Here is a 22,070-nt window from a genome sequence, read left to right as displayed (position 1 = left end):
CTAGTAAAAATTCAATTTCAGGAATAATCAAATCAATGAGCTTCAGTGTGAAAATAGCCATTATTTGCTTGTTTTCATTGCTTACCATAATAGGTTATTTTAAATCGATTGAAAAAAATTCAAAACTATTTTTCAACTTCTTTCATAAATAAAATACTTCTTCAGCAATCACAGCTTTACTTACTCAGGAAAGAATATTCTGACCATGGCTAGGCTTTCGAATTCTTTCAAAAATAAACCTAGTCTAACGCACTCCATTTTTTTGGGGTATATAATTCGACATGCCTGATCTCGTCATAATTCACTTTATTTGAATGAATGTAAATCCCTAATTCATCATGACCATCAATCTGTCCGATAAGTTCATCAGAATAGTGACCTTCCACATCCATTTCTTCTTTTTGGATCGCGACTGCTTTATTTTTGATGATTGCTTTGTTTAAGACTCGAGCGATTTCTTCGTTTGTCATTTTCACCTTTGCCAAATTGATTGTCCTTTTTTCTTTCGCTTGGCAAGCAATTTTTTCAGTATGGTCAGACAAATACATCCCTTGCCACTTGATTATTCCACGATCTTCATAATCAACCATGATTGATTCCTCCATTTCCACCAGCGTGTCCACCAACCAAATGACTTCGGTCAATACTTCTTGCACCTTCAAGATAAGAAGATGCATGAACAATTGAGCTAAAACCATATTTTTCTCGAATTTTATCAATAATTCGATCCAAATTTTCCTCTTTGATTTGTTTTTCTGGATTGCTAAACAAATCCAATTGCATCGACTCTGTATAAACTAACTTGCTATAGGAGATGGAGACTTTGCGAACTTCTTGACCATTATAAAATTTATTAAATAAATACACGCAATACATTTGTAGCTGTTTCGTATTATCAGTCAAAGGTATTTTCATTTGGCGAGAAAAGCCTTCTTTCTCTTCTAATATAGATGTGCCAATACCTACATGAATACAACTTGTTTTACAGCCGTGCTTTCGAATTCTAATGGCTACTTGCTCAGCCATTTCTTTCACGACAATCTCAATCTCATTTCTTCTAGTATAATCTCTTGGTAATATTTGAGAATTGCCATAGCTTTTTTCTTTGGTTGGTGGTGGCGCAACTGCGATATCGGTTCGATCTATACCATTTGCATGAAAATATAATTGCAGACCTATCACACCAAATTTATTCTTAAGTAAATCAGGTTTCCAATTAGCTAAATTTTCGATGGACATAATGCCCATCTGATGTAATCTTTTTTTCGTTCGTGAACCAATCCCCCAAAAATCGGTCATTTCTGCTATGTTCCAAACTTTCTTAGAGATATCTTGATATGTCCATTCAGCGATAAACCCGTTATTTTTTTTGGCTTCGTTGTCTAATGCCAGTTTCGCAAGCAAGGGATTGTCCCCAATTCCAACAGTTGCGATCAAACCCATTTTCTGATAAACATGTCGTTGAATTTTTCTAGCTAATTGTTTTCGCTGCTTACTCCGACTTTTTCCTTCTGTCGTAAATAACTTCATCGACTTAGTGACTTTCAAAATAGATTCATCAATTGAATAGATTAACAAATCTTCATCAGTTACATACTGCCTAAAAATATCATTCACTTCCATGTTTCTCTTGATGTATAAATTCATTCTAGGTGCGGCAATAACTAGGCTATCAGGAAAAGGCGAAGGCAGATCTCTTGGACGACTTACATTGGAGATTCCGTAATGTTTCTTAGCCATCGGTGATGAAGCCAAAATAAGTCCTGAACCAGTATTGTCAGCTTGGCTCATTACAACCAGTTCTGTTGCTAAGGGATCCAGTCCACGTTCAACACATTCAACTGAGGCATAGAAACTCTTTATATCAATCATGAAATAGTCATTCACTGGTTCATTTGAATAGTCTAACACGTCGTTACACCTCACTTCACGCCCTCATTATACAAACATACGTTCCCTTTGTAAACTGATTGTTCCAAGTTTTTCAAAAAAGAACACAGGAAAGAAAGGGTTCCAGATTGATTTTTCTTTTTCGTGTATAGTCTTTGCCAAACAAAAAATCCTTTTTTAGTTTCGAAAATAAAATGACAAAATTTCTAACGAATCAAAACTTTTCTTCACACTTTGTTTCCAAGACCCTCTTTTTTTCAAAAAGTATAGCTAAATGTGTTACCGAAATGCTTGAAACTGGTTTATGCATATCAGTTGGTGCTTTTGGTGGATGTGTTCGTTTTATCCAAGAAGCTAATCAAAAGCCAAAAATTCGTATCTTTTCCAAAAATTAGGTATGGTAATCATACATACTTGGAGGTGCAAAAATGGAAATTTTGTTAAAAAATGTGCGTGTTGAAACAAATTACTTAACAGCTGGAAATTATACGTATGGAACGGAAACGAGAACAGTCGATATTTTATTCAACCAAGACACGATCGTTTCTGTTCGAACTGCTGGCGAAACACCCGACAAAAATCGACAGGTTATTGATGGCAAAAATGCACTTTTTCTGCCCCAATTAAGAGAAATGCACTGTCATTTTGATAAAAGTAAACTGGGTATTCCTTGGACACCCATCGAGCCGGCAGCAACTATTGTCGAGCGGTTTACTCGAGAGTATGACTATTTAGAATCTGCACCGCTTTCTTTTGACGAACGAATGAAAAATTTGCTCGATTTGGAATTGCTTCATGGCGCCACGCATTTTCGTTCGCATATTGATGTTCATCCCTTAGTCGGTCAACGTTATTTAGAAGGGGCACAAAAAGTTTTAACTGAGTATACAGATAAACTGGCGTACGAATTAGTTGCCTTTCCACAACATGGATTACTTCGTTCAAATGCTTACGATGAAATGAAAAAAGCTTTGCAAAATGGTGCAAGCTTGGTCGGCGGAGTTGATCCACTCAGTCTTGATGGTAACTTGGAGAAATCATTAACAACCACATTTGATTTGGCTACACAATTTGATGCGCCCATCGACCTTCACCTGCATGAACGCGGTGACAACGTTCGCCAAACTTTTGCAAAGATCATTGCATTAACTGAAGAAAGTGGCTGGGCTGGCAAAGTAACTGTCAGTCATGCTTATGGGCTGAAAGATTTATCTGCTAGTGAACGAAAAGAACTGTTTCCACGTTTAGCAGAAAATAACATCACGATTATCTCAAGCATTCCACTGAACCCTGTGATCCCACCCCTAACAGAATTAAGGACTGCTGGGGTAAAAACATTCATTGGCTGTGACAATATTTATGATTGCTGGTCTCCTTTCGGTAATGGTGACGTGCTAGATAAACTAAATCGTTATGCCGAAATTTTTAATTTGACGAGTCAGCAAGCACTTACTGAAAGTCTCGAATTAGTGACGAATCAGCCGCTAATTGAGCCAGATGGTTGGGTAAAAATCGGCATGCCCGCAAATTTCACATTAGTTGATGCAACTTCCACTGCTGAATTTGTAGCACGAAAAATCCCTATTTCAGCTAGCTATTTTAAAGGAAAGAAAGTAACAATCGATTAACAGAAAGAGTCTGGGACATAAGCCCCAGACTCTTTATTTTGAAAATATTTAACACAATTTATAAACGTAAACAATCCTAATTGTTCTAACTAATTCAGCTAGCTGATTTCACTTTTACTGGTATTTTTTAAAAAAAGTTTTCCTTTAAAAAATAGCGCTACTAAAATACTAAGTCTTATCACGCTATCTACCAAATTAAAATGAATACTTACTTCAGGATGTTTATACGTATAAATAAGGAAGATCAATAATGTTATCGCCAGTAAGAGGTTCTTCCAATTTTTTTTAATCATTCCCATGATAAGCATCTGTATACCTATCACAAGAAAAAAGAGAGGAAAAACAAAAAAATTCATTATTGTTAGCAAGAAACTGGTAGTTATCGTCTGCTGAAACATTGCTAAAAATTGACTAAAAAAGAAGCTATTCCAAGTTAATATGCCTATGAACAAAAAAATCGTTCTTATCCATGGATTAATTACCATAAAAAATACGGTTGAAAATAGTATTAATGCATAACTAAGTTCCATCATTCTCTGTTCATCTCCGCTTCTTTGGTTTCTACTGTGGTCACATTTCTTCTTTTGCTAAAGCCAAAAGTTTGTCTTTAAACGCTTTACAGATATCTTTCTTCGCTTCTACTGATTCTTCGCCCTGTTCAATACCAAGGGCTGCATCTGAACCCCCAAACAGGGTAAGTAATCCGATTCTAAATCCATAAATAATTGGATGTTCTACGGCTGAACTTAACAGTGCTTCTTTTGCACTTTCTAACATATAATCTTCAGTGGCACCATATCTTGTAGCAATAAAATTCGTATAACGATAACCATATAAACTAGGTTCTCCTAAGTAATCTGTAAAAGCACTAGCAAGTGATCGTTCATTTTTAAGTACTTGGTAAGCCATATTCCATGCATCAACATCAGAAATCAAGTCTTCTCTTGAAAAGAAGCTCTTGGCATTTTCACCCGTACCACCAATCCAATCATAGCTAAAGTTATAAACAGATTCAATTATATCTTTTTTATTCCAATAATCAATTAGGAAAGTATCTAAATCACCCAACCAGCCACAGCCATCGCCAAGGTTTGCTCCGTTAATATCAGGTAACCCATGCTGTAAATAACCTGCAATAGCGGCGAAACAATGTGCGCCACCAATAGTATCGCCACTGCTAGGATCAATATAATCAAAATATCGTTCATTTTCAGGTACTTTCGAATGAACAAGTGCTACAAAGTTATCATCAATTGTACCAACACCTGTATCTAAGTAAAAGTTGCTGAATGAAGATAAAAATAAAACTTAGTAATATCGATGAACTCAGATTCTTCTATTTTTATATGTATCCATTGATTTGTAATACACATGTAAATATTATAAAGATAAAATAACCGAAGATATGTATAATGGAAGATAAAAGATACAAAAATCAGAAAATCTAGTAATAGTGCTGTCGCCGCAATTCCAGCTGAAGCCAAAGAGCATTTTGGAATAAAACAGGTGAAGCGATTAGCTACATTTTTTCAGATAACGGTACAGTGAAAATTATTAAGGCAGGAGAGAAGGTCGATATCAATTCCATTGTTGCTGCTATGGCGGAGCAATAGCAGCTATGATTAAGGTCTTAGTCTAACTAAAAAATGTGAATAAAGGAGAGATAAGATTGCTATTTTATATTGCGTCAGCATTGTTAGGAGTTTCATATATTACAATCTTTATCAACAGAATCAGAAATGATAACTATTTGAAGACAAAATCCAAGCTGATAAAAAACAATTTGAATAATGGTGAAACGAAACTATCTTATTTGGTAAATGATGATCGCCTTAATTTATATAAGAAATATAACAGAATTGCGAATATTAGTGCTATGATTGCGTTGTTGCTATTAATACCAATGAGTATTTTTGCATTAAATGGATATTATTTAGTCAGCTATATTGCGTTTATTATAGCCATCGCTGGATTTTTAGCGGGGTTTAAAAAGTTTGTTTATACCTATCATTTAATAAAAGAAAATTTTGTTGTAGCTAAGCTTGAGAAACAAAATATTTTGATTGAAATTGACGACACCGAAAAAGAATATATACGAAAAGTATATCTAAAATATATCTGTGGAATTTTATTCGGGATTATATGTTTGGTCACAGCTTTCTCTTTTATCCTTTCACTATGAAAAGAAGCGCCGCCCAAATGAAAAATAGGACGGCGCATTTATTTTAACCTGCTATTTTTGCAAAAATTCCCATTATTGAATTTCCTATTACTAATAATGCTTCAACGACAGTTACGATGACAGCAGTAATTCCAATAATTATTGTTCCAACAAAAGTTATAATCTCAGAACCAAAGAAGATTAAAGCCAATGTTGCTACTCCAACCATGCCAATGCCGAGAATCTGTATTACTGTCGGCTTGAACTCTCCAGAAGTGATATCCTCAACTAGTTGATTATAAGCTGGGTCTGGAATAGGAGAGCCAGCAAACGGTCGATTATAAAGCTCAATTTCTAATTGGAATTTTGATTCTATTTCGACTCCAGAATCTTCAACGGTTTTACTGAATGTTAATAGAATTTTTGTTCCAATTAAACCATCTCTTGTGGAAATACCGACTGCGATAGCTCCATCTCCAACTGTAGGAGCGAACTTATTTAATATATCTTCGAAATTTTTCGAATCACCTCTCAAGTATTTACTATATTCCAATATTGAACTATCCAGCTCATGATAGTAAGGTGTGAGATCCGCTTTATTATTTGATACTTTCACAGACAATCCATAATTTTCACCTGAAATATTCCATTCCATATGAGGCGTTACATACAAAATAGTATTGGTTGCTGGTTCTGTCCTTACAGTTTTTTCCCATTCGAATCCAGCAGAGTTTATATTTAAGGCTTTATATGTTTTAAGCAGCTCTTCTTTGGCAATAGTTTCCTTATTTACTAAAGAATTAGTTGTAACCAACGTATCAACGATTGCGGAATTTCTACTTGGCATTGGTGCAAAGTCTTCGAAATTTCTTCCATAACCTAATCTAATTTGTTGTGGCTTGGAAAGACCCAAAATTTCTAAGCTGACCGTAATTTCTACAAATCCATTAGTTTTTATCATTTTTGCATTACCAATTTCATCCCAATTGAAATCGCTGCCAGTGCCAGCATATTTATATACTTTATCATTTTGAATCATATAATTCATTTTAGCGTCTGGCCATGACCAGATATTGGCACCAGTATCCATTCCTGTATCAAGATAGAAATTACTAGATGTATTCATATTTGAACCACGAGCATATAGATATAAATTCTCTGCATCTTCTGCTGCACTCAAATCAAAAATTTCACCTGAACCAATTGCAAGAGATTTAATATTTACCCAATCGGAAAAACTTCCTGTTGAAGTGATTTTATCAGGCAATTCTTTAGCCATAGGAATTGTATATGAGAAAATGACACTTTCAGAAATAAAACCGCCGTCTACATATGCGATACGAATGTCTGTTGTCTTATCAATTTCAATAGGACTACTATAGATTTGACCAGTCTCCATTGTCGGATCTAAGCCGTTTAGCGTATAAATTAGTTGATCCGAATCACATGAGAAGCTAACCTTGAATGGTTGTGTATAATTCCCTCCTCTATGTGATGAGTAGATAACTTTAGGCTGTTTCCAGTTATCTCGCTTAACTTGAGCATAAGCCCAAATATATACTTCCGCAAAAGATTCATTAAAACCATCAACTAGAGCCTGATGGATATTTTTCCATACAAATGAATGCTCTTCATCTAAAACAAAACCAGAAAAATAATGAATTTTTTCCGAAGGATAGCCCAAATTATTTTGAATGAATTCTAATACATCTTGATGTTCACGCATCTGATTCTTAATCAAGTAATCATAATCTTCCAGCATAAAGAAATCAAGATTTGGATATGCCCACTCTACTTTAGGAAAATTTACCATTCCCATCATCATCGGTGTTCGAGTCTTATCCATAACAGAAGGTGGGAAGAATAATACTGTGAACTGTGCATTTGAATAATTTACTTTGACTGCGTCACGCAACATTAATGTAAAGGAACCAATTTTTGTTTGCAACCATGAAAGCATTGATTCATGACCAACGATTGATTCGTTAACTGTATGAAATTCATGCATATCTAATCCAGTTTCTGCTTTATAAAGATTTCTAGTGGCTTGGTCATAAAAACAAGGAGTTAATTCATCTTGATGCCACCACCAAGGTTCTCCTAATTGCACGATAGGCGTTAAGCCAAATTGATTGGAAATGTCAGCTAGGCCAACTGCTAGTCGTTGATAAAATGCTTGAACTTCTGCATTTGTGAAACTTAAAAAATGCGGGGTAGGTGTCCAACCACTTGTCCCTGGTGTTCCATCATATGTTCGTTGCCACCATTCTTCTTTCGCATCTACATTTTCCATGGAAATTGAATGAATAATAGCCATTTGGTTATCAGCTAATCGTCTTACATAGTCTTTATACCAAGCTTCAAATGCCTGATTGAACAATTTATCTTCGAGTAAAATCCCAGTACCATCTACAATTTTTTTATCATAGTAATGGGAGGCACCAATGTAAAAGTTCACAATTTTGGTATAACCTAATTGGAGATAGCTATCAATAATCCGCTCAGGTGTTAAATTATAACTATCATCATAATCATCACACATTCTGATTACTCCAGGAGAAGCGGCTACTGTTTCATTGCCAAGAAAGGTGTCCCCTGTAACTTTCCAGTTCGTCATACTCATAGCAAAAGGATAAGAATCATCTAAATATTGAGTAGTTCCTCCACCATTTCCAGTATAGCCAATTGGTGTGAACGCCCACATGATCGTTTTGATATTCGTTACATCAATTTTTTTCCATTCAGGATTTTTGTTCCATTTTCCATTTGCATCAAACGTATATGGACTCCAACCTTCATAAAGATTATCAAAATCTAATTGGATTGTCCCCAAATTTCCTGTTCCATTACCTGGTGTTCTTCCTTCTGGAAAGACAATTCCTTCTTGTTTCTCCCATTCGTCTTCTGGTCGATTAGTCACATAATTCCATAGTCGAATATAATGAATTTTTCCATCAACGGTTTGAATCGTTAAAGCTGATGCTTTATCAGAATCTAAGGCTTCTGTATACCCACTTAAAGCATAGTCATAGCTTAACGATACATTTTTAAAATTCGGATTTGTTGGATATTTTAAAGATTCATGGCTGTGAGTATCTTCCGTCTCCCAAATAAGTCCAGCCAAATCGTCTGTTGTTCGAAAATGTCCTTGTACGGAAAACGAATTTTCATTTTGTGTCACAACTGAAGCTGTCATTTCAAAATTGAAATTAATAGTTAAATACTTTGCTTGTAATTTGTACATACTCAAGATCACTTCTTTCCTGTTGAATCATCAACATAATTTTCATTTGATTATTTACATCTAAACTAACAGCACAAAATTGCAAAACACTTTTATAATATTTTATAATAAAAAATTGTGCGAACATCTCTGCAGACGCTGATAAATCACCTCCTCGAAAACAATTATACGAACATAAGTTCTTTTTAGCAAGCGTTAATCTCGGATTTTCACAATAAACTATAAAAATAAAATAAAAAAATAACTTAATATTTTTTTATTTCGTTATATTGTAAGTTAGCTAATTAAAATAACGTTTTTTAGATAGACTTTATTTAAAATTTTTTTCTTATTCATAACTGTGCACAAAAAAACTGTAAACAAAATTCCAAACTTGGATGGTTTACAGTTTTATTATTTTATTCAATTTTTTATCTGCGATTAGCTGTTGAAAAAGTTAATTGGCTATTTTGGTTACATTGGCTATGACATATTCTCTGATTTTTTCAGTATCATTCGTAAAGTACAGATTATAAGGAATGCTGAATCCTTTTTTCTTGGTTTCTTCATCAAGATATTTTTCATCTACATCTGTATAAATAATTAAATCTGCATCTAACACCTTAGGCTCTCTTATATCATAACTAATAAATTCTAAATCAACTTCTGGCATTAATTCCGCTTTGAGTTCCTTTTGAAATTTCATGCCATTTCCGAAAAGGTATTGCCCAGCTTTCGTTCCCATGTATCCTAATGGAGGTACTCCGTCAGCGTTGACAGAAAAGATCCATTTAGCTTTTTTCATGATATCCACCTCAATGTTTTGAAATTTTATGATAATCAATCCGGTATTTCCAAACGATTGACTAACCAAGTTGCTCTTAAAAAAAATAGGTATGAAACTTTTTTCAGTTAAGTTATTCTCTTACTCCACTCCATCATACTCCTTATTGCAGAAATGTAAAAGGATAAGCAGAATCAGATAAATTCGTTATTTGATAGTCCTGAGTAGGTTTTTTTATGATAGATACAAAACATAGCAATAATCTTTATGTAAGTGTATACTTTCTCTATAAGGAGATGATTACGTGCGTTATTTGTTCGGATTTATTTTTTTATTCTTAAGTGTTTGGCAATTCATTATGTTTAAGCGAGCATTCACGAATCTGAAAGAAAAAGGAAACCAGAATACTTCCCCTTTCATTATGTTAGGTCTGTGGAGTGGCTTGGTCTTTGCCATCATATTCTTAATTGTTGCCATCAATTGTTTTTTCGCTGATTTTTCAACTTTTTTGTAAAAGAATTCATGTAAATGATTGATTAAATCTTAGTAACACTTTATTTGTTTTGTTCATATAAATCTTCCAGACTTTAGTGACAAATAAAATGCTTTCCTTTTGTGTTATCCAAAGATGTTTCTTACGTGAACATCTTTGGATAACATTTTTTTACAATTATGTTTATATATTTTTCACCAAAAATTTTGATCAACTTGGTTTGCTTGATTCCAAAAAATCCCTTATAAATGATCTCTAACGGCTTTTGCCCACTATTACTATTCATGGAACAAAACAAGTTAGAAACAGATTAGTTTTACTAATTTTATTGAATTGGGTAGAGCAAATAAAAAAAAGGAAGCCTACAAAGAAGCTTTCCTTTTTATAGCATTAACGAAAATTAGAGTTGCTTACATAACTTCATATCCATTTACCTTTGCTTCACAGCAAAGGAATGAACAACTCACTCAACCGCTCTTTGATAATTGTCCATGTTGACCGCGTTTGATAGTAATGGTCCACGCTTATCGACTGTTCCAGATCTGTTGCAAACTGTCGATTTAATTCGTCAATCGTTTTTGAGGGACCATAAATAAACGCAGATACTTCGTGATTTAAGTGAAAGCTACGAATATCAAAATTCGTTGAACCAATCGTCGCAATTTCATCGTCCACAATCATTAATTTACAATGGATAAACGACTCTGGATCGTAGAAAAAGACCTCGATTCCTACTGCTAACAAACGGTTAATGAATGAATTCGAACCATGAAAAGAAATCCCTCGATCCCCTTTTCCAGGAATAATCAGTTGGATTTTGATGCCACAACGTGCTGCCCTTCGTAAAGCAGACAACGCTTCTTCATCTGGTACAAAATAAGGCATGGCCAACTTGATGGATTTCGTTGCTTTCCCAATGATGTCAATGAATGCATCCTTGATGACTCTTTCTGAATCATAAGGTCCTCCATATAAAATCTGAACTGCTTCTCCCGCCGAATATTGTTCTGTCAACAAAGGAAAATAACGATCTGTCTGTTTCAATAATTTATCTACCACTGTCTGATTGTCGTCTAGAAACAACCAATCATAGATAAAAATTTCTTGCACTTCAAGAACTGAAGGCCCTTTGATTCGCAGATTCGTATCACGCCAATAGTGAAACTTTTCTGTTTTGCTTAGGTATTCATCTCCGATATTCATGCCACCCATATGCGCAAGTTTTCCATCAACAACCACCATTTTTCGATGGTTTCGCCAATTGATACGTGTACTCAACAAAGGGGAATTAACGAGATCATATGCTCGCACTTCTCCACCAGCTTCTTCCACGAGATGGATCAATTCATAAGGAAGTTTGATTGAGCCCAAGCTATCATACATCAGGCGAACAGTCACTCCCTGTCGCGCTTTTTCAGCTAAAAGATGCAACAACTTTTCACCTGTAGCATCCCCTTTAATAATAAAATAAAATACATGAATGTGATCTTGCGCAACCCGAATATCTTCGAGGAGTTCAGCGAAAGCTTGCTTTCCATCATGAAACAGATCAACTTTGTTCCCAATCAACGCACGCTTACCTGATAATTGAAATAATTCTCTTGATAAAGGATGGTCTAAATCAGGAAAGCGGCTTTCATCACTGATTATTTTTGATACATGTTGTTGCAAAGTACGTTCGTTTCTTTTTTGTTGTTCAGAGAATTTTCTTGATTTTGGATTTTTTCCAATCAAAAGGAAACACAAAAGTCCAATATACGGAATAAGAATGATTGTTAAGATCCAAGCAAATTTTGATGTCGTATTTCTTTGGTCAAAAAAGACTAAATACCCACAAGTCAAAAAGGCAAACAGTTCAACAATCATTGTCACATAAATAAATTGTGGCACATACCAATAGAAAAGGATTAGTACACCTATCGTAATTATCGTTAACAATGCAAATTGTTGGAATTTATTCTTCATGGGCAGAGTCCTTAAGAACCGTTTTGCTTTCCGCTTTTCTGATTCGATAAACCTTGATTCCATAATCAATAATCACTTTCAGCGCGGCTACCAACGGCAAGACAATAATCATCCCTAAAATACCAAAAACTTGTCCCGTAATCAGCAAAATAATAATCACTGCTAATGGATGCATTTTTAATTCCTTACTCATGATATAAGGAGAAACCAGGTAAGACTCGCCTAATTGGACAATTAAAATACCAATAATAATAATAAAGATATTGACTTCATTGGACACCAAGGCTGACAAAATTGCTGGCAATGTACCAATCCAAGGTCCAAAATAAGGAACAATATCCATCAATCCGGCAATTACGGCAAAAACTAACGCACCTTTTAACCCCGCAAAGTAGAACGTCGCCCAAGCACCAAAAAAAACATAGAGACAAACCAGTGACTTTCCACCAATATAATCGGAAAGCGTCTTTTCAAGATCGTAGAAAAACTGTTTGGAAACACTTCGATATGATTTTGGAATCCACGCCGGAACTTCTTTTGGTTTATTTGTCTTTTTCAACATAAACAGCACCATGATCGGCACTAAGCTTACAACCAAAAATGAACTAGCAATGATTGCCATAATAATTTGGATACCATTTTGCAAGCCAAGAAAAATCAGATCAATCAGGTCTTCTATCGAGGTGTTAATCAATGAAAGATAGTATTGAACATTTCCTTCACCTAATAACTGGGACTGAATAAGCCACTTGTCAAATTCTTCGATCCATCTCGGAAACTCAGTGAGAATGGTATCTATTTGTACAAATAGTACCGGAATGACTTCTCTGATTAAAAAATAAATCAGCAAAGATAACACCGCAAAGGTTCCGATCAAACTAATGGTTTCGTTCTTCCCAACTTTCAAAAGGAAGAGATATAAAGGCCGTAACATGTAATACAAAAAAATTGAAATAATCACTGGAATTAATAACGTACTGAAAGTAACCCCCACTATCCTTGATAGAAAGTCACTATTTTTAATTTCCGACCAAACAAGCAAGCTGCTAAAAAGCAACACAAGAATATAAAAATATTTTGATTTTTTTAGATAATCCATTCTCGTTCCACCTTCTTTTTATTCTAATTAGAACTCTTTTTCTCAATTTATTGAGCATTTAAGGAGGTGTGACAAAAGTTTTGTCACACCTCCTTTTTCCGAATAAACGGTGTTCCCAAAGCAACTCCTACAGATAGCTTACATCCGCTTCAAAACACGGAAAGCTATTTTGAGCGTCTGCTCGCTATCTTGTCGAAGCTAAACGCTTTGCACCACAACCTCTATTCACGGTGTTCCCAAAGCAACTTCTTCGGTAATAAGTCCTCTTTTTATAAAAATATGAGAAGCTATTTTTATAAAAGATTCCTTATTACTTGAAGCTAACCACTTTGTGCCACAACCTTTCATTATGATGAAAAACGAAGTCCTTGTACTAGTTGAACAATCCCAAATAAGATGGCAAACCAGCCAACTAAAATTGGTAACGCCAATGTCACCACTAATGGGTTTAAAATAAGCATGACTGCAATGACTAAACAAACAATGTCTAAAATCAGAATGCCGATTTTGGCAATCCCTGATCTTTTAGAAAAACGCGCGGTCAAAAATAGATTTCCGATACTTTCAACAAAGAACCAAACGGCAAAAAAGATTCCCAGCCAAAAAGCACCCTTTGCTAAATTTGCGACAAAAATAAATCCAATAAAGATATCCACGATTCCGATAAACAGTCGCACACCTCGTGACTTGCCATCACCGTAAGCACCCATTCCAGTAAGTGTGGCAATTCCTCTGATAATCGAAAATACACCAAACCAGATAACTAACGCACCCAACGTTGCAATTGGGCGGTTTAATGAAAAGATACCTAACCCAATAAAAACAATTCCTAAGATAATCTCGACAATTCTACTTCTCTGACTTCTATCCATACATATTCCTCATCTCTTTTCTTTTTATTGACTCATTTCGTTGTTGGATGTTATTTTTACTAACAAATAACCTATTTTACCTAACCAAACATCAAACCAACAATCAAGCCACCGGTAATCACCGAAGTAATCGTAATCGTTGAAAAACCTGCGGTAACCATGATTGGTAAAATATTTTGTTCAATCACGGCAATTTCTTCGTCTGATTCGCCAACAGCTGCTGCTGCTTCTTTCGTTAACACCATCGTCCCCGGAAATCCGAAGAACGTCGTCATACCAATTGCTAGTGAAAGTGGTCCTGAGTACCCCACTCTTTTCCCAATTACGTAGGAAATGGCCAAAATAATTACGACTCCTGCCACTAAATAAAACAGAATTGGCCAAACTAACGTCAACAAATCGGCTGGGACGATATCAGCCAATGGACCAAATGCAATGACCATGATTGAAATCATTAATAACCCAAAGGAATCTGTCGTTGACAACGCATTAGGTTTCAACACTTTAAAGTGACGTAATAAAATACCAAGTAGTAAAGCAATCACAAACGTATTCACATAGCCATCTGTTAAACTACTCAGCAAACGAGCAACATAAACCGCTACCCCTAACATGAAGAGCGTTCCATAAGGCGTTTGTAAAAATTCTGGCAATACACTTTCATGTTCTGTTTTCGTATTTTCTTCTACTTCTTTTTCATAAAAAGTCAGATTTCCTTTACGGTATTCGCCTCGCACACGTAACGCTTCTTTTTTCAAAATATTGGCAGTAACTAAGAAACCAACTAAATTTTTCAAATTAAGAATCAATAATGGAAAAACCGCTAATAGGTAGCTGGATAACATACCTAAATTACCACCGGCAGAATTAATTTCATTTACCTTATCTTGGACCATCAAGATGGATAAAGTTCCTCCTGTGATTGAGGCAGTTCCTGCAATTGCAACATTTCGATCAAAGATTAATTCACCCGCAAAAATCAAGATGACCGTCATCAGAACAACTGTTAACGAGCCAATGACAAATGTCCGCCACTGTGCTTTTAAATCCTCAAGACTCATCATCGTTCCTAAATGAACGATAATGATACCAATTACTGCATTTCCGAGTCCTAATAGTCCAGAATCTTGAATCAAATCATGTGGCAGAAAATCTCCGGCAAACCCAATTAAAAAAATCATTGATGCCACGAGCATCATGGAGACAAGTGCTTTCGTTTTAGTTGAAACAAATTCACCAATCGTCCAAATCAACATAACAATCGTAAACGCTAAAATTGGTTCCATCTTTTTGCCCTCCTATTTTACTGTATTGGATGATACGTAAATCCTGCCCCATGAACTTCAGCAACATTGTACGTCATCATAAAACTTTTTGGATCAATCTCATCAACAATTCTTTTCACCTCTGGGTATTCTTGATTTGAAACAACAATCAACAACATTTCACGCGCTTGTTCCTGTCTACCACCTCGAATATCTAAAATCGTCAACCCTCTATTCACGTTTTCCATGAGACTAGCTCGTAAAACTGCAGCTTCTGTTTGACTAATAATCATAATAGCTTTACGTCGCTTCATCCCTGTTTCAATGTACGTCATCACAATGGATGTAATTCCGATTGATAAAATAGCAAACAAAAACTCTTCAAAGCCAAAAACGTATAAACTCATGGAAACAATAATAAAGTCGGTCACAAACAAACCTACGGACGTATTCAGATTAAAATACTTTTCAAAGATCAACGGCGGAATCGTCGTTCCACCACTGGACGCTTGGATTGTGTATAGAATGGAGACCCCCACCGCAAAAATCAAACTCCCAAAAATAACCGATAATAGCCGGTCACTCGTCAACATCACTTCCGGAACAATTCGTAAAAACAATGGAAAAACAACACTACCAACCACTGTATTTAAAAAGACAGTCTTGCCAAGAAAAATGGCTGCTAAGACCAAAACCAGAATATTTAATGACAAAACGACCCATGATCGCCCAATACCCAAAGCTGTTTCGGCTAAGATACCAATTCCACTGACACCACCGGCAGCAATGTGATGAGGGCCCAAAAACATGTTGATACTAACGGCCAAAATGAGCACAGCCAAGACGATTTTCATAAAATGTTTCACTTGTGCTACCATAGTTGATCACTCTGCCTTATTTGGTGAATTTTTTACTAATTCGATGACCAATTGAACAGCCTTTTCCATTTCTTCCACAGGAATGTATTCATCTGTCGTGTGAATTTTTTCATATCCTATAGACAAATTGACGACCGTCTTGCCTTTTTCATTAAAGACATTGGCATCACTACCGCCACCACTGACTTCACGAATTGCCTCAAACCCAAGATTTTTTGTAGCCTCTAAGAATAACTGCATTACTTGTTCCTCGTCACTAACATGAAAACCAGTTGCCATTTTTTTCGTGTCAATTGTTACCGAACCATTGTGTTTTTCTGCTGATTGTTGGAAAGCATCTGTCATTTCTTGAATCAATTTGTCCGCTTTTTGAGGATCTACAGCGCGAACTTCTCCTTTCACTAACAGATGGTCCAGCACAACGTTTGTGGCTTCCCCACCTTGAATTACCCCAATATTAGTCGTCGTCGTTTCATCTAACCGACCAATCTTGATAGTTGGTAAAGCATCTGCCAAAATGGCGACCGCAGAAACACCTTTTTCAGGTTCGATTCCTGCATGTGCAGCGACACCTGTGATTGTTACGTCATACATGTACAATGTCGGACTAGCAATTGTTACTTTGCCTACTGCTCCGCCACTATCTAATACATAGCCATTCGCAGCTTCGATTAAATTCATATTCAAAGCCGAAGACCCAATCAAACCAATCTCTTCTCCTGGAGATAACACGAATTCCAACGTGCCATGGGGGATAGATTGTTCTTTGATTTGTTGGATTGTTTCAATCATGATCGCAATTCCTGCTTTATCATCTGCCCCTAATATGGTATTTCCTTTAGAGAATAGCTTTCCATCTTTCTCAATTACCTCGATGCCTTCTCCAGGAGGAACTGTATCCGTGTGGCTCGAGAAAAATAGAGGCTCGATATCACTATTTCCAGCTAAGGTCGCAATAATATTGTTTCCGCCTAATCCAGTCTCTTTTTTACTATCGTCTTCTCTTACCGTTAAGCCCAACTCTTTGAATCCCTGAATCAAATATTCATGGACTTTTGCTTCATTTTTGGAAACAGAATCAATTTCAACAAGTGTGGAGAATGTGTTAATCAATCGTTCACGTGTCATTTTTTATTCCCTCATTTCGTCAAATTATTGTTCAATATCGTCCTACTTTTTTATGATTCTAGGATTATCAGAATGTCTTCGCGCATTTATATGAATTTCGTTGGAAAACGAAAGAATTTTTTGAAATTTTTGATTGTAGAAAAAATCACACTCGATATAGCTTTTCTACAAGAGCTTCCCATTCTTTTTCATTGGGGTTATCTGACAAACGAATCAGTTCACATCTTTTCCGATCCAATTGACGCTGGTTGATAATGACATTGGTAACGATAATATCAATATCTAGCGCTTGCAGTAACTCATTGGACACTGGCTTATTAAATAAGAAATGAGCACTAGCTTCATGTGGTAATAATCGATGGATAATCCCCTTATAATAAGGGATAAGTACGGGTTCACCGGTTAAAACGAATAAAACATTTTTGTAATTATAATCCCTTTGCATCAGTGATGTACAAGTCAAATAACTTAGACTTCTTGCCACATCATGTTTAAATTTCCAGTCGGAATTTTCCAACAATTCTTCCCACAAATTATATATTGGCGCATACGTTTCAGGAAAATGAGCCTCTACACCAAGCCGTTGATGTAATACAGTCGTATCTGTCAAAAAAGATAAATTCGTTAAAAAAGCTTTCAATTTGAATTCTAGTTCAGAATAGACGACACGATTCAATTGGTATTGGGAAAAAAACTCCGAGACAATTCCATGGTATTTTTCTAATTCTTCTATATATTCATCTACAAAATAGACTTTTCCATCTTCATAAACAACTGTACTTAACCTTGTTATATAGGCATAAACCAACTCAGACTTTGAACTATTTTTCCAAATTTCATTTGTCGAAAAAAAGAGTTGAAATGCTTTCATATACTGCTGAAAGTAAGATGTGTTCCAATATTGAGTAATGATCTTCTCATCGATTATCACTGTGTTTCCTTGTGACAATCGAGTTTCGATTACAAACATCCACAGCAACACTCGCGAGTAATCAACATATAAAGGAATTTGATATTCTAAAGCAAGATAGTCCAAATAATCGTATAAGCCTTTGGCGTTTATTTGATATTGTGGGCTTTCAGTAGCTAATTCGCCTGAATAATGAAAAAAATGAAAATAAAAATAACGAACATCAGCCTCCTTTCCTATCAAAATAACCACTGGTGATAGCTTCAAGGTCAGGTTATACTCCTCCACTATGTTTTCTAATAGTTTTAGATATGTTCTAGTCGATGATTCAGACAAAAAAAGTTGATCCGCATATTCCGTGATTGTTAGTTTTTCGCTATAGAAAAGTGCTTCAACGACATTGAACAGTGGACTATCTCCTGCCCAAGATTTCATTAGCGACGAAAAGACAAAATAATCCGAGACCTGTAAGATTAGAACAGATGATCTTAAAATTTCTACTTTAATCTCACTTGGTAACTCATCTTCTAAAATAGCTAATAATCGCCGAACTGTTTTTTCTGAAGCATGAATGTGTTTTGCAGTATCCTGAATGGTCTTTGGTCCTGCTAATAAGTAATTCAGCATAGCTATTTTTCTTTTTGACGTCTTACTTAAAACTAATCGACGACCAATTTTGTACACATCCTTTCCCCTCCTTACTTAATGCCTTTTTATGTATTTCAGCTCTCTCAGCACATTATTTGTGGGCGTTTACAGTATTTATAAAATTATCATACCATGAATTAGAAAATTCTCCTTTTTTGAGCTACTTATCGTTCACCTTAGCGAATCAAATGTTTATTTAATAAGTCTGTACTTATAAATAAAGTCTTATGCTAAATACTTTGATAACAGATAATCAAAGTATTTAGCTACGACTTCATATATAGATTGCATTGTTCATGACTATTCATTGATATTTTCGTCAGTGTCTCGACTTTTTTCATTTTACTGTTTCATCAACTCAGTCATTTTCTTAATATTAGACAATAGTCTCCTGTGTTTTTCATTGTGTTAAACCAACTAAAAAAATGCTATGGTCCTGTCACTAACTGCCAATGAACAGTTGTTTCGTAGCTGTTCACCCCAGTTTTTCCGGGCACTCTGAGACGCATTGGCTTCCCTTCACTCTCCATTCCCATCGAAACAATACCAAATGGATTTGATTGGTTAGTGGTGGTTCCTGCGAATCGTTGAGGTGCATCATTTAAAACTAACTCTGAAGACGGGTCTATGAGTAAGTTGTCTTGATTGGCTTGATGAATAAATGGATTCATCACGATTTCTGCACCATTCATAAACGATGTATCTTGACTCACCAACAATTCCCAGCCAGAACGTTCTGATTTTGGTCGCATATCTTGGATCGTTACCATTGGTTGATTTTCTTGAGTATCTAAAAATAAATCTTGGTCAGATACGCTAAATGGTGCTGACTTGAAGTGAATGTCACTTGCATAGCGAATCGATAATCCGGCAACATCTGGGTTCACATTTTCTGGTGATGCAGGAGGCTCACTTGGATCAATCGCTGGAATTTCCGGTTCTAATTCTGGAATAACTTCTAGCTGTAAATCAGGAAACGGCGTTCCATCCACAATTGCTTTATAGATTCCACTGTCTGATTCTTGAACATTTAAAAGCTCTAGGAATGGAGAAGTCGCTCCCTCAATAGCTGATTCATTTTTTTCCCATTGTACTTCTGGTAGATGCGCATCCCATACGCAAGTGTCCACTGATCGAAGTCGATACTGTTGCGAAATTGCATAATCAATCGTTTGGCCAACTAAAACAGATCTTTCTTTCTTCGTTCCGATTTCGTACTCAAGTGCACGAAGAACCGTTCTGTCAATAACGCCATTCATAACCGTTGAAGTTAGTAGGTTCTTTAATGTATCAATGTTTTCTAAACTGGTTTCGATATATTGTAGCGGACTTCCTTGAAATACGCCTGTCCCAAAACTTGTTACAGATTCAGGAATATAAATATCTGTTAACTCATTCAAGGCAAAGGCATTATTTCCTATACTTATAATGCCCTCTGGAAGGGTTACATTTGTGAGATTATTTCCTAGAAACACGTGATCTTCTAACACTGTTAGATTCTTTGGGATATTTACATGGGTAATTCTATTATTGGCAAAAGCATAAGATCCCATATTCGTTATAGTATCTGGCAATTCCACATTTGTAAGCTGATTATCATAGAACGCAAAGACACCTAAGCTCGTCACGCCATCTGGTACGTTCACGTTGGTAAGTTGCTTACCGTAAAACGCATTGCTTTCAATTACAGTAACTGGTGAAGGCTCATCCCAGCCTGCTTCTGTATTCACAGTTTCTGATGGAATCACTACATCTCCACCTGCACCGTTATAACCAATAAGAGTTGCAGTCGAATTTCCATCTGTACCGCTAAATTCGAACTCAAATTCGTTCTGTCCTTCTACTTTTAAAGTGAGTTCAGGAAATATCACGCCATCAACTACCGCATGATACACACCACTGTCGTTTGCAGTTACTGAATCAAGGGCTAGTAGTGGATTGATTTCACCAGATAAGGTAGCTCCGTTTTTCATCCACTGAACTGTTGGTGTATACTCTTTCCAAATTTCATTGGATATTGATTCAATCTGATATTGTTGGGAGATTTCATAGCCGACATCTTCACCAAGTCCCACCTCAAGTGCCTTTTCAGTCCCGGATTTATAGTCAAGTGCACGTAGAATTGTTCTCACACTCACAAAGTGCATTGCCGATGGATTGAGCACTTCTAACAATTTGTTTACACTTTCTACCTCAGTTTCTATATACTGTACCGGACTATTAGCAAAGACACCGCTATCGAAACTTAATTCATCATGGGGATTGAGAATTTTTACATTTGCCAAGGTACTATTACTCGAAAACGCATTGGTTCCGAGACTTGCTATACTAGCTGGGATTTCTATACTATTAAGTTTATTAAACGAAAATGCAGCCGTTTGGATCTCTTCTATTCCGCTGGATAGATTTATGCTTGTTAGGTTATTACCTTGAAACGCGTTGTTCAAAATCACCTTCACGCTAGCTGGAATTTCTAAACTAGTAAGGTCATTTTCTCTAAATGCACCAGATCCAATCATTTCTATACTATTGGGTATTTTTACACTCGTTAATCCTTTCTTTTTGAGCGCATTAGATCCGATTCCTGTAACTGGCGAAGGCATCGTCCAACCATCAGCACTGTTTACAACCTCCGATGGAATTACTACGTCACCTCCGCCACCATGATAACCTACAAGCTTTGCAAATGAATTTCCCTCGCTCCCCCCAAAACTAAATTCCATATCGTTCACGATTACATTAGTTGATGTAATCTCCAGCTTCGGTTCAACTTGTTCACTTTCAGACTCTTCCGTATTTACGGTTTCCTCTTTTATAAACTCATTTTTATTTCCTGTTCCCGGATCTGGTGACTCATTTTCATTTGAGTGATTATCTGTTTTTAAATCAGCAGAAGCATCCCCTTCAACAATGTATTCTGCTTCGCTATCTTTGTTCACCAGTTCCTCATCGAAAATTTCTATCTCCTCTTCAGTTTCAGAAGTTTCTTCTGCAATTTTATCAGTGCTTACTTCCGCCTCACTTGTGGCGACGATTTCTGTTGCTTGCACGATACTTGGCATCATCAAAGCTAAAACCATACACAGAACGGAAAACTTCTGCCAAATTTTCTGTTTCATATTTTCA

Annotated in this window: 16 protein-coding genes and 1 pseudogene; 4 read left to right on the top strand and 13 right to left on the bottom strand. The window is 35.9% G+C overall.

Annotation, left to right across the window (positions count from 1 at the left end; genetic code table 11):
* Positions 1-239: 239 nt before the first annotated feature.
* Positions 240-590: a hypothetical protein gene (locus AB3I20_RS06165; protein WP_067482603.1), complete on the bottom strand. Its 351-nt coding sequence runs from the start codon at positions 588-590 to the stop codon at positions 240-242.
* On the bottom strand, positions 583-1,911 hold the full coding sequence (locus tag AB3I20_RS06160) for a Y-family DNA polymerase (RefSeq protein ID WP_071868858.1): 1,329 nt from the start codon (positions 1,909-1,911) through the stop codon (positions 583-585). Before AB3I20_RS06160 ends, AB3I20_RS06165 begins: the two co-directional genes overlap by 8 nt.
* Positions 1,912-2,318: 407 nt before the next feature.
* On the opposite strand from AB3I20_RS06160, the gene AB3I20_RS06155 reads away from it, so the two are divergent.
* Positions 2,319-3,518 carry an amidohydrolase family protein gene (locus AB3I20_RS06155; protein ID WP_368027094.1) on the top strand — a complete coding sequence of 400 codons (1,200 nt, stop codon included), beginning with the start codon at positions 2,319-2,321 and terminating at the stop codon, positions 3,516-3,518.
* Between the two features lie 570 nt (positions 3,519-4,088).
* Here AB3I20_RS06155 and AB3I20_RS06150 read toward each other — a convergent pair.
* A complete protein-coding gene (locus AB3I20_RS06150) occupies positions 4,089-4,586 on the bottom strand; it encodes a hypothetical protein (RefSeq protein ID WP_067482610.1) in 498 nt (165 codons plus the stop codon).
* A 351-nt stretch (positions 4,587-4,937) separates the two neighbouring features.
* On the opposite strand from AB3I20_RS06150, the pseudogene AB3I20_RS06145 reads away from it, so the two are divergent.
* Both AB3I20_RS06145 and AB3I20_RS06140 read left to right on the top strand, forming a co-directional pair.
* A pseudogene (locus AB3I20_RS06145) lies at positions 4,938-5,131 on the top strand (addiction module antitoxin).
* Positions 5,132-5,187: 56 nt separating this feature from the next.
* Complete coding sequence (locus AB3I20_RS06140; protein ID WP_067482612.1) at positions 5,188-5,700, top strand: hypothetical protein; 513 nt, start codon at positions 5,188-5,190, stop codon at positions 5,698-5,700.
* A 43-nt stretch (positions 5,701-5,743) separates the two neighbouring features.
* On the opposite strand, the gene AB3I20_RS06135 is transcribed toward AB3I20_RS06140, so the two are convergent.
* Entirely contained in the window at positions 5,744-8,923 is a 3,180-nt protein-coding gene (locus tag AB3I20_RS06135) for a chitobiase/beta-hexosaminidase C-terminal domain-containing protein (protein ID WP_067482614.1), read from the bottom strand.
* A 436-nt stretch (positions 8,924-9,359) separates the two neighbouring features.
* On the bottom strand, positions 9,360-9,707 hold the full coding sequence (locus tag AB3I20_RS06130) for a hypothetical protein (RefSeq protein ID WP_067482616.1): 348 nt from the start codon (positions 9,705-9,707) through the stop codon (positions 9,360-9,362).
* Between the two features lie 283 nt (positions 9,708-9,990).
* Here AB3I20_RS06130 and AB3I20_RS06125 point away from each other — a divergent pair, with 283 nt between their 5' ends.
* On the top strand, positions 9,991-10,200 hold the full coding sequence (locus AB3I20_RS06125) for a hypothetical protein (protein WP_067482618.1): 210 nt from the start codon (positions 9,991-9,993) through the stop codon (positions 10,198-10,200).
* A 420-nt stretch (positions 10,201-10,620) separates the two neighbouring features.
* Here AB3I20_RS06125 and cls read toward each other — a convergent pair whose 3' ends face one another.
* From cls to AB3I20_RS06085, 8 genes are all read right to left on the bottom strand, one after another.
* Positions 10,621-12,144 (bottom strand): cardiolipin synthase, encoded by a 1,524-nt coding sequence (gene cls / locus AB3I20_RS06120; RefSeq protein WP_067482621.1) that lies wholly within the window; start codon positions 12,142-12,144, stop codon positions 10,621-10,623.
* Positions 12,134-13,243, bottom strand: coding sequence for an AI-2E family transporter (locus AB3I20_RS06115; protein WP_067482623.1), 1,110 nt, complete (start codon positions 13,241-13,243; stop codon positions 12,134-12,136). The genes cls and AB3I20_RS06115 overlap by 11 nt, the downstream gene beginning before the upstream one ends.
* A 347-nt stretch (positions 13,244-13,590) precedes the next feature.
* Entirely contained in the window at positions 13,591-14,115 is a 525-nt protein-coding gene (locus AB3I20_RS06110; protein WP_067482625.1) for an HdeD family acid-resistance protein, read from the bottom strand.
* 80 nt (positions 14,116-14,195) lie between these two features.
* Positions 14,196-15,401, bottom strand: coding sequence for a hypothetical protein (locus tag AB3I20_RS06105; protein ID WP_067482627.1), 1,206 nt, complete (start codon positions 15,399-15,401; stop codon positions 14,196-14,198).
* Between the two features lie 17 nt (positions 15,402-15,418).
* Positions 15,419-16,258 carry a YitT family protein gene (locus AB3I20_RS06100; protein WP_067482629.1) on the bottom strand — a complete coding sequence of 280 codons (840 nt, stop codon included), beginning with the start codon at positions 16,256-16,258 and terminating at the stop codon, positions 15,419-15,421.
* Between the two features lie 6 nt (positions 16,259-16,264).
* Positions 16,265-17,386 carry a M20/M25/M40 family metallo-hydrolase gene (locus AB3I20_RS06095; RefSeq protein WP_067482631.1) on the bottom strand — a complete coding sequence of 374 codons (1,122 nt, stop codon included), beginning with the start codon at positions 17,384-17,386 and terminating at the stop codon, positions 16,265-16,267.
* A 145-nt stretch (positions 17,387-17,531) separates the two neighbouring features.
* Positions 17,532-18,980 (bottom strand): helix-turn-helix domain-containing protein, encoded by a 1,449-nt coding sequence (locus tag AB3I20_RS06090; protein ID WP_368027093.1) that lies wholly within the window; start codon positions 18,978-18,980, stop codon positions 17,532-17,534.
* 392 nt (positions 18,981-19,372) lie between these two features.
* Complete coding sequence (locus AB3I20_RS06085; protein WP_368027092.1) at positions 19,373-22,063, bottom strand: leucine-rich repeat protein; 2,691 nt, start codon at positions 22,061-22,063, stop codon at positions 19,373-19,375.
* Between the last annotated feature and the right edge of the window lie 7 nt (positions 22,064-22,070).

The sequence above is a fragment of the Enterococcus sp. C50 genome (assembly GCF_040887505.1).
GTDB classification, from domain to species: Bacteria; Bacillota; Bacilli; order Lactobacillales; family Enterococcaceae; genus Enterococcus_B; species Enterococcus_B thailandicus.
The sequence above is the reverse complement of the archived record's forward strand: the minus strand, read 5'-3'. Positions and strand labels throughout refer to the sequence as shown.